The organism is Meridianimarinicoccus zhengii, from assembly GCF_003254465.1.
Taxonomy (GTDB): domain Bacteria; phylum Pseudomonadota; class Alphaproteobacteria; order Rhodobacterales; family Rhodobacteraceae; genus Meridianimarinicoccus; species Meridianimarinicoccus zhengii.
This window is the reverse complement of record NZ_QDFI01000117.1, coordinates 1-8,233: the sequence shown is the minus strand read 5'-3', so window position 1 is coordinate 8,233 and position 8,233 is coordinate 1. Positions and strand designations below refer to the sequence as shown.

The window sequence follows — 8,233 nt, the reverse complement described above, 5'->3', positions numbered from 1 at the left end:
CACGCGCGGCACGTTGCTCGGCCCGCGCCTCAGCCCGCGCGGCCACCCGCGCCTTCGCGTCCGCGGCCCGGCTTTGCGCCCCGCGCACCAGCCGGTCGAAGGCAAACAGCACCCCCAGCCCGAGAAACCGGCCCAGGCCCCGAACCTCGCCCCGCGTCGCGCCCAGCACGAACAGCCCGAGCGCCACGAGCGCACCCGCCAGCACCACCGCCGCCACGATCAGCCCCGCGGCGGGCGGCATCGGCATCAGGCCCAGGAGCACGCCCAGCGCCGTGTCGCCGAACAGCCCGCCCAGACCGAAACTGTGGGTCCAGCCCGGTCCCGGCGCCATCGTCGCGCCATAAACCGACGCGAGCGCCACCCACACGGGCGCGAACACGAGCCGCCCGAAGGCGCGCTCCTCGCCGCGGTGCAGCACGAACCGCAGCCCCCAGCCCGCGCAGACCGCCACCAGTGCCCAGGCCCCACCGCCAAGGATCACGGTGAAGGGTGCCGCCAGATACGCCCCGAACGTCCCCAGCCAGTTCTGCGGCGCGGCGGAGGACGTGCCGAGAAAGCTGGGATCGGTCGGCGCATAGCTCGCCAGCGCCAGACCCAGCACCACCGCCACCGCCAGCAGCGCCAGCCCGGCGAGTTCCCACGCGCGCCGTTCCAGCGCGGCCTGTGTCGCCTCGTCGAACAACGGGTCGCGGGAACGGGTCTGGAATGCCATGGGTCTCGGTCCTAACGGGTCAATACAGGCAGTCGCGCAGGGCGGTCAGCCCCGCTTCGGTCTGGTCGTAGGGCGCCACCAGCGCCACGCGGATATACCCCGCGCCGGGATTGCCGTCCCCGGTATCGCGGCCAAGATACGCGCCGGGCAGCACGCGCACGCCGGTGTCGCGCCACAGCTTCAGCGCGGCGGCCTCGCCATCCGGCACGGGCAGCCACAGGAAGAACCCGGCTTGCGGCGGGATGTAACCGGGCACATCGGCCAGCAGCCGGTCGGCCAGTGCGAATTTCGCGTCATAGAGTCGGCGGTTCTCGACCACGTGATCCTCGTCGGACCACGCGCGTTCCGCCACCTTCTGCAACGGCATCGGCAAAGGCGCACCGGCATAATTGCGCAACTGGCGCATCCGGGCGATGGCGTCCGGCCCGCCCGCGACGAAGCCGGACCGCAGCCCCGGCAGGTTCGACCGCTTGGACAGGGAATGGAAGGCCAGCACCCGCTCCGGGTCCGCGCCTTGCGCCGCTGCCACCTCCAGCACGCCGGGGGGCGGGGTGCCCCGGTAGATCTCGGCATAGCACTCATCCGCGACCACGCGGAAATCGTGCCGCTCCGCCAGCGCCAGCAGGTCGGCCCAATAGCCCGCATCCGCCACGGCACCCTGCGGGTTAGATGGCGAACACAGGTAGCACAGCGCCACCCGGTCGAGCACATCCGCAGGCAGCGCCGCGTAGTCGGGCAGGAACCCGGTCGCTTCGGTCGCGGGTACCAGCACCGGCTCCGCCCCGACGGCAAGTGCTGCCACGGCATAGACCTGGTAGAACGGGTTCGGCAGCAGCACCACGGGCGGCCGCCCGCGCTTCGATTCGGGGCATAGCGCATGGGCCACGGCATAGAGCCCCTCGCGCGTGCCGTTCAGCGCCAGCAGCCGCTCGGGACCGAGATCGACACCGTAACGCCGCGCCACCCAGCCGCGGATCGCGTCCAGCAACTCCGGCGCTCCCTCGTTTACCGGGTAGCGGCCGAAATCCAGCGCATGGGCCGCGATCACCTCGGGCACCCAGGCGGGAAAGGCATGCTTCGGCTCCCCGATGGACATGGCCAGCGGGTCGCCCCCCGGCGGGTGGACGTCGAGCAGCGCGCGCAGACGCGGAAACGCGTAGGGCGGCAGGTCTGAAAACCGCTCCGGAACTTGCATTTTGCCTCATGTGGTCGGGGTCGTTGCGCCCCGTTTACGGCAAGCTACCGCGAAACCGCCCTGCCGGTCCAGCGAAAGGGCCGCGCGGCTCCCGACCGCGACGCGCAGGCCACAGGCGCGGATGTCGCGTGGACAATCCCGCCGCCGCAGCCATATTCCCGCCCATGACAGACAGACCGAACCGGACCGACGCGATCATCATCGGCGGCAGCCTGAACGGGGCGGCGCTCGCGCTGGCCCTCGCGCAGGGGGGACTCCGCGTGCAGGTGATCGACGCCCTGCCGCGGGCCACCCAGGCCGCCACGGGCTTCGACGGGCGCTGCTATGCCATGGCGCTCGCGTCCATGCGGATGCTGCGCGCGCTGGGGCTGTGGGACCGGCTGGAACCGGGCGCGCAACCGATCCTCGACATCCGCGTCAGCGACGGGCGCGCGGGCGAAGGGCCATCGCCGCTGGCTTTGCATTTCGACCATGCCGAACTGGACGAAGGCCCGATGGGCCACATGGTCGAAGACCGCCACCTGCGCCCCGCGCTGCTGGATGCGCTCGACGCGCATCCGCTGATCGCCCACCGGCCCGCGACCCGCGTGACCGCGCAGGCGACGGACGGTCCGCAGGCCGCCGTGACGCTGGACAGCGGCGAGACGATCCACGCAGCCCTCGTGGTGGGTGCCGACGGGCGCACCGGGCCGACCGCCGCGCGCGCCGGGATCAAACGGCGGGTGACGGACTACCGCCAGACAGCCCTTGTCTGCGCCATCGAACACGACAAGCCCCATGACGGCTGCGCGCACCAGTTCTTCATGCCGTCCGGCCCGCTCGCGATCCTGCCGCTGCGCGGCAACCGGTCCTCGATCGTCTGGAGCGAGACTCACGCGCAGGCCAAGGCTATCAATGCGCTGGACGATGCCGCCTATCTGGACGTGCTGCGCCCGCGCTTCGGCAGTTTCCGGGGTGACATCCGGCTTGCGGGCGCGCGCTACACCTATCCGCTGAACATGACGCTGGCCGACAGCTTCACCGCGGCACGGCTCGCGCTCGTGGGCGATGCGGCACGCGGGGTGCATCCCATCGCGGGGCAGGGGCTGAACGCGGGGCTGCGCGACGTGGCGGCGCTGGCCGAGGTCGCGGTGGCGGCACATCGCCGGGGCGAGGATATCGGGCAGGCGGACGTTCTGGACCGCTACGCGCGCTGGCGGCGATTCGACACGGCGACGCTGGCGATGGCGACGGACGGGTTCAACCGGCTCTTTTCCAACGACAACCCGTTCCTGCGGCTCGGGCGCGGCCTCGGGCTTGCGGCGGTGAACGCGTCACCCGCGCTGCGCCGGGCCTTCATGCGCGAAGCGGCGGGCCTGAGCGGCGACGTGCCCCGGCTGCTGACCGGCGCGCGGCTCTGATAGCGTCGACAGGCATAACGCTGCCGACTTCGCCAAGAGACGGGCGGGGGAGGCGCCGGGTCAGGCCCGGCGCGGCGGTGCGACCACGGCGGGCGGCACGCGCCGATCAGTCGTCCAGCTTGCGCGCCTCGTCCACCAGCATCACGGGGATGCCGTCGCGGATCGGATAGGCCAGCCCCGCCGCCCGCGACACCAGTTCCTGCCGCGCCGGGTCATAGGACAGGGTGCCCTGCGTCTGCGGGCAGATCAGCGCCTCAAGCATCCGGCGGTCGAATTGCGGACCGGATGGCTGAAGGGGCGACTGGTCGGTCATTGCATGATCTCGTCACGGTCGCCGCCCAGCAGCGCGAACTCGATCAGCGTCACCAGCGTCTCGCGCCGCGTGCTGAGCGACGGGGCCTCCAGCAGGGCCTGCTTGTCCTCGGGCTCGAACGGGCACAGCATCGACAGGGAGTTGATGAGCAGCTCCTCCTCCGCGTCCTTCAGGCTGTCCCAGTCGGTGGACAGGTTGCGCGCCTCGAAGAAGCGGGCGAGCAGGTCCATGAACCGGTCGCGGTCGAACTCCGGATCGTTCTCGGCCGGTCCGAGATCGCGGTCGAACCCGGTCCAGGACACGTCGGCCTTCAGGTACGGCGTGAAGCCCGACACCTCGCGCGTGACGCGGTAGCGCGAGATCCCCGCCAGCGTGATCATGTAGCGCCCGTCCTCGGTTTCCGAGAACCCGGTGACCCGGCCCGCACAGCCGATGCCTTGCAGCTTGGCGTCGCGTCCCGGCGTGGCGCGCGGCTGGATCATGCCGATCAGCCGGTGCTCGGTCTTCAGCGCATCGTCGAGCATCGCAAGATAGCGCGGCTCGAAGATGTGCAGCGGCAGCCGGGCGCGCGGCAGGAGCAAGGCTCCGGGCAGCGGGAAGACCGGGATCGTCGCGGGCAGGTCGGTGGGGATTTTCATGACCATCAGGGTAGCCCGGCGAACCTCTCAGGCAAATATCATCGACGACAGTTTGCGCCGCCCGGCGAGCACGATGGGATCCTGCGGCTTCAGCGCATCGAAGATGGTGAAAAGCTGTGCCTTGGCCGCCCCGTCGTTCCATTCCCGGTCGCGGCGGAACAGGTCGAGCAATTCGTCCACGGCCCCCTGCACGTCGCCGCTGGCATAGAGCGCTTTCGCCAGATCGAACCGCGCCTGGTGGTTGGCGGGGTCGGCCTCCACCGCCGCGCGCAGATCGGCCACCGGACCGGCATCCGCCGCCTGCCGCGCCAGATCAAGCTGCGCGCGCGCCGCTTCGACCTCGGGTTTGCCCGCGATCTCGGTCGGCGCGTTGTTCAGCAGCGCCTCGGCCTGGTCCAGTTCGCCCAGCGCGATATGCGCCCGCGCCAGCCCGCCATAGGCCGCGGCATTGTCCGGGGCCTCGCCCAGCACGGCGGCGAAGGTCTGCGCGGCGTCCACCACGGCACCCGTCGCCAGCATCTCCTCGGCCGCGGCCACCGCGTCGTCCAGCCCGCCCGACGCGTCGCCGCCCGCGGCCTGCACCAGCCCGTCGATGAACCGCTTGATCTCGGACCCCGCCACGTTGCCCTGGAACATGTCCACAGGACGGCCCTGCACGAAGCCGACCACCGTCGGGATCGACTGCAGCGGCAGCCCCTGCTGCGCCAGCGCCTGCACCAGCCGCTGGTTCTGGTCCACGTCGATCTTGACCATCTTCACCGCGCCGCGCGCCGCGTTGACCGCCTGTTCCAGCGCCGGGCCCAGCGTCTTGCACGGCCCGCACCACGGCGCCCAGAAATCGACGATGACCGGCGTGGTCATGCTCGCGTCGATCACATCGGCCATGAAGGTCGCTTCCGACCCGTCGCGGATCAGATCGCCGGCGGCCGGTGCCGCGCTCTTGTCCGTGCCTGTCCCAAGGTTCAGCATCAGTGCCCCCGTATGCTCGCGTGTGCGTCTTTACCGTGCCTATATGCGCGCGCGCTGCCCAAAGGCCAAGGGGCGCGGCTACAGCTCGAAGCTGGCGAAGACCGGCGCATGGTCGCTAGGCTGCTCCCAGCCGCGCGCCCCGCGCAGGATGCGCGACCCGCCCGCACCGGACGCAAGGTCCGGCGTCGCCCATATGTGGTCGAGCCTCCGGCCCTTGTCCGCCGCCGACCAGTCCTTCGCGCGATAGGACCACCACGAGTAAAGCTGCCCCTCGGGGATATCCGCGCGGGTGACATCGACCCATCCGCCCGCCTCCTGCGCCGCCGCCAGGTGATCGACCTCGACCGGCGTATGGCTGACCACCTTCAGCAACTGCTTGTGGGACCACACGTCGTCCTCGCGCGGGGCGATGTTCAGATCGCCCACAAGGATCGACCGCGCGGGCCGCTCCGCCGCGAACCAGTCCCGCAACTCGGTCAGGAAATCCAGCTTGTGACCGAACTTGTCGTTCACGTCGCGGTCCGGCACGTCGCCGCCTGCGGGGATATACAGGTTGTGGATCACCGCCCCGCAGCCCAGCCGCGCCGCGACATGCCGCGCATCGTCGCGCCCCGCGAATTCCCGGTGTCCAGCATCCTCCAGCGGCACGCGGGACAGGATCGCCACGCCGTTGTATCCCTTCTGCCCGCGCGCCACCATGTAGGGATAGCCAAGTGCGGCGAAATCCTCGGCGGGGATCTTGTCCACCGGGCTCTTGCATTCCTGCAGGCACAGGATGTCCGGCGCTTCCTCGGACAGAAGCCGCGCGACCAGCCCGGCGCGCAGCCGGACCGAGTTGATGTTCCAGGTTGCGATGGTCAGGGTCATGGCGGGCCTTGCGGTTGTTGCCCGGACTGACTAGCCCCGCAGGCCGCGGCGGAAAAGCCCCCGCAGGCCAGGCAGCAGCGTTGCAATTTCGCAACATTCGACCCGCGCACTCCCGCCGCCGGCTGACGCAAAGTCCGCCGGGCTGGAGCGGCCACCCCCGATCGTCTAACGCGATGTCGGGAACGAGGGGCCAACCGTGAACCGTTTGCAGCGCCGCTGGCGCGATTTCGAGATCAGGGTACAGAAAAGCACGCGCGTCCAGAACGTGCTCCGCCGGCTGTTTTCCGCCTATGTGAATTTCGCCTTCCGCACGATCCGCTGGGAACGCATCGGGTTCGAATCCTACGAAGCCGACATCGCCCGCGGCATCCCGCGCGTGCTGTGCTGCTGGCACGAACGGCTGATCTTCACCCCGTACCTGCGCGACTGGACCGACCACAGGCTGACCGTCATGGCCAGCGGCCATGCCGATGCGCGAATCGCCAGCGCCAATCTGGTCGAACGCGGGATCGGGCTGATCGAGCTGGAAACATCGGGCAACAAGGCCGGGGCGCTGCGCGAGGCAGTGATGGCGCTGCGGGCGGGCGGGTCCGTGGGGATCACCGTGGATGGTCCGTTCGGACCGGCGCGCAAGGCAAAGCCCGGCGCACTGGTGGTCGCCGGGCTTGCGGGCGTGCAGGCCGCGCCCTGCACCTATGCCGTCAGCCGGTCGATCCGGCTCGGCACCTGGGACCGGTTCGTGGTTCCGCTGCCCTGGTCGCGCGGCGTGCTTGCCGTGGGCGACGGGATCACGCCGCCGCGGCGGATGACCGATGCCGAAAGCGATGCGGCCTGCGCGCGGCTCGGGGCGCTGATCGACGACCTGACCGCGCGGTGCGAATCCCGCCTGCGCAAGGACTGATCCCCAATGAAAAAAAAGCCCCCGCAGCGTGCGGGGGCCAGTCCAACAGGGAGGTGCGCCATGACCCGGGCGCGCGGGATCTCTCGCAATGATTGTGTCACATTTCCCTGTGCCGCGCCATGCTACCTTTGCCGCAGGACAGCCGGATGACGCAGCGCGGCAACACTCAGCTCACCAGTCGGTATCCGCCGCTTTCCGTGACCAGCAGCCGCGCGTTCGACGGATCGGGTTCGATCTTCTGACGCAGGCGGTAGATATGGGTTTCCAGCGTGTGGGTGGTCACGCCCGCATTGTAGCCCCAGACCTCGTGCAGCAGCACGTCGCGCGCCACGACACCCGCGGGCGACCGGTACAGGAACTTCAGGATATTGGTTTCCTTCTCGGTCAGCCGGATCTTGCGGTCGGATTCGTCGATCAGCATCTTCATCGACGGCTTGAACGTGTACGGCCCAAGCTGGAACACCGCGTCCTCGCTCTGTTCGTGCTGGCGCAACTGGGCACGGATGCGGGCCAGCAGTACCGGGAACTTGAAGGGCTTCGTGACGTAGTCGTTCGCCCCGGCATCGAGCCCGAGGATCGTGTCGCTGTCGCTGTCATGCCCCGTGAGCATCAGCACCGGGCATTTCACACCCTGCTTTCGCATCCGCCGGCACAGCTCGCGCCCGTCGGTATCCGGCAGCCCCACGTCGAGGATCACGAGGTCGTAGCTCGCTTCCTTGGCCCGGCTCATGCCTTCCGCCCCGTTCGCGGCTTCGAACACGTCGAAATCCTCGGTCATCACGAGCTGCTCGGACAACGCCTCGCGCAGGTCGTCATCGTCGTCCACCAGCAGGATCTTCTTGAGCTGCGCCATCACGGTCTCCTTGTCTGTTGTGAACAAGTTGCGCTTGTCGCCGCGCCGGGACAAGATATGTGCCATATCTCTCACGGGGACGTGCGCCCGCGCGAGAGATGTTACAGCCGCTGTTGGAGGCGCCGGGACAGGCCCGGCGCACCGGAAGGAAGACCCTGCCGTGACCCTTGCCCCCTCGACCCTCGAACTGATGTCCCGCGCGCTGGCCGACCTGCGCATGGGACTTGGCGTCGTTCTTGTCGACGCGGGCGGGCGCGGCGCGCTCGTGCTGTCCGCCGAAACGCTGTCGGAGGACCGGCTGGCCGCGGCCCGCGCGCTGGGGGCGCCCGTCGTGGCGCTGACGGCGCGGAGGGCCGAGACGCTGAAGGCCCGCGCCTATGACGGC

At 69.8% G+C, this 8,233-nt stretch carries 9 protein-coding genes and 1 pseudogene; 3 read left to right on the top strand and 7 right to left on the bottom strand.

Annotated features, from left to right (window positions below):
• Together DDE13_RS21200 and DDE13_RS21195 are read right to left on the bottom strand one after the other, a co-directional pair.
• On the bottom strand, positions 1 to 712 hold a 712-nt coding region (locus DDE13_RS21200), incomplete at its 3' end, for a DNA translocase FtsK 4TM domain-containing protein (protein ID WP_222626169.1).
• A gap of 19 nt (positions 713 to 731) precedes the next feature.
• On the bottom strand, positions 732 to 1,907 hold the full coding sequence (locus DDE13_RS21195) for an aminotransferase class I/II-fold pyridoxal phosphate-dependent enzyme (protein ID WP_111406210.1): 1,176 nt from the start codon (positions 1,905 to 1,907) through the stop codon (positions 732 to 734).
• 128 nt (positions 1,908 to 2,035) lie between these two features.
• Here DDE13_RS21195 and DDE13_RS21190 point away from each other — a divergent pair, with 128 nt between their 5' ends.
• Positions 2,036 to 3,307 carry a UbiH/UbiF/VisC/COQ6 family ubiquinone biosynthesis hydroxylase gene (locus DDE13_RS21190; RefSeq protein ID WP_394340317.1) on the top strand — a complete coding sequence of 424 codons (1,272 nt, stop codon included), beginning with the start codon at positions 2,036 to 2,038 and terminating at the stop codon, positions 3,305 to 3,307.
• A gap of 106 nt (positions 3,308 to 3,413) precedes the next feature.
• On the opposite strand, the gene DDE13_RS21185 is transcribed toward DDE13_RS21190, so the two are convergent.
• From DDE13_RS21185 to DDE13_RS21170, 4 genes are all read right to left on the bottom strand, one after another.
• Entirely contained in the window at positions 3,414 to 3,620 is a 207-nt protein-coding gene (locus tag DDE13_RS21185) for a Trm112 family protein (protein ID WP_111406208.1), read from the bottom strand.
• The gene (locus DDE13_RS21180) at positions 3,617 to 4,258 is read right to left on the bottom strand and encodes an LON peptidase substrate-binding domain-containing protein (protein WP_111406212.1); all 642 of its coding nucleotides are present in this window, start codon (positions 4,256 to 4,258) and stop codon (positions 3,617 to 3,619) included. The genes DDE13_RS21185 and DDE13_RS21180 overlap by 4 nt, the downstream gene beginning before the upstream one ends.
• A 27-nt stretch (positions 4,259 to 4,285) precedes the next feature.
• Positions 4,286 to 5,227: a tetratricopeptide repeat protein gene (locus tag DDE13_RS21175; protein ID WP_111406207.1), complete on the bottom strand. Its 942-nt coding sequence runs from the start codon at positions 5,225 to 5,227 to the stop codon at positions 4,286 to 4,288.
• 78 nt (positions 5,228 to 5,305) lie between these two features.
• Positions 5,306 to 6,094, bottom strand: a complete 789-nt coding sequence (locus tag DDE13_RS21170; RefSeq protein ID WP_111406206.1) for an exodeoxyribonuclease III — start codon at positions 6,092 to 6,094, stop codon at positions 5,306 to 5,308.
• Between the two features lie 196 nt (positions 6,095 to 6,290).
• Here DDE13_RS21170 and DDE13_RS21165 point away from each other — a divergent pair, with 196 nt between their 5' ends.
• Entirely contained in the window at positions 6,291 to 6,995 is a 705-nt protein-coding gene (locus DDE13_RS21165; RefSeq protein ID WP_111406205.1) for a lysophospholipid acyltransferase family protein, read from the top strand.
• A 166-nt stretch (positions 6,996 to 7,161) separates the two neighbouring features.
• Here the strand turns inward: DDE13_RS21165 and DDE13_RS21160 are convergent, their stop codons facing one another.
• On the bottom strand, positions 7,162 to 7,848 hold the full coding sequence (locus tag DDE13_RS21160; protein WP_111406211.1) for a response regulator transcription factor: 687 nt from the start codon (positions 7,846 to 7,848) through the stop codon (positions 7,162 to 7,164).
• 160 nt (positions 7,849 to 8,008) lie between these two features.
• Between DDE13_RS21160 and DDE13_RS21155 the strand changes: the two are divergent.
• A pseudogene (locus DDE13_RS21155) lies at positions 8,009 to 8,233 on the top strand (GTP cyclohydrolase II); the annotation flags it as partial.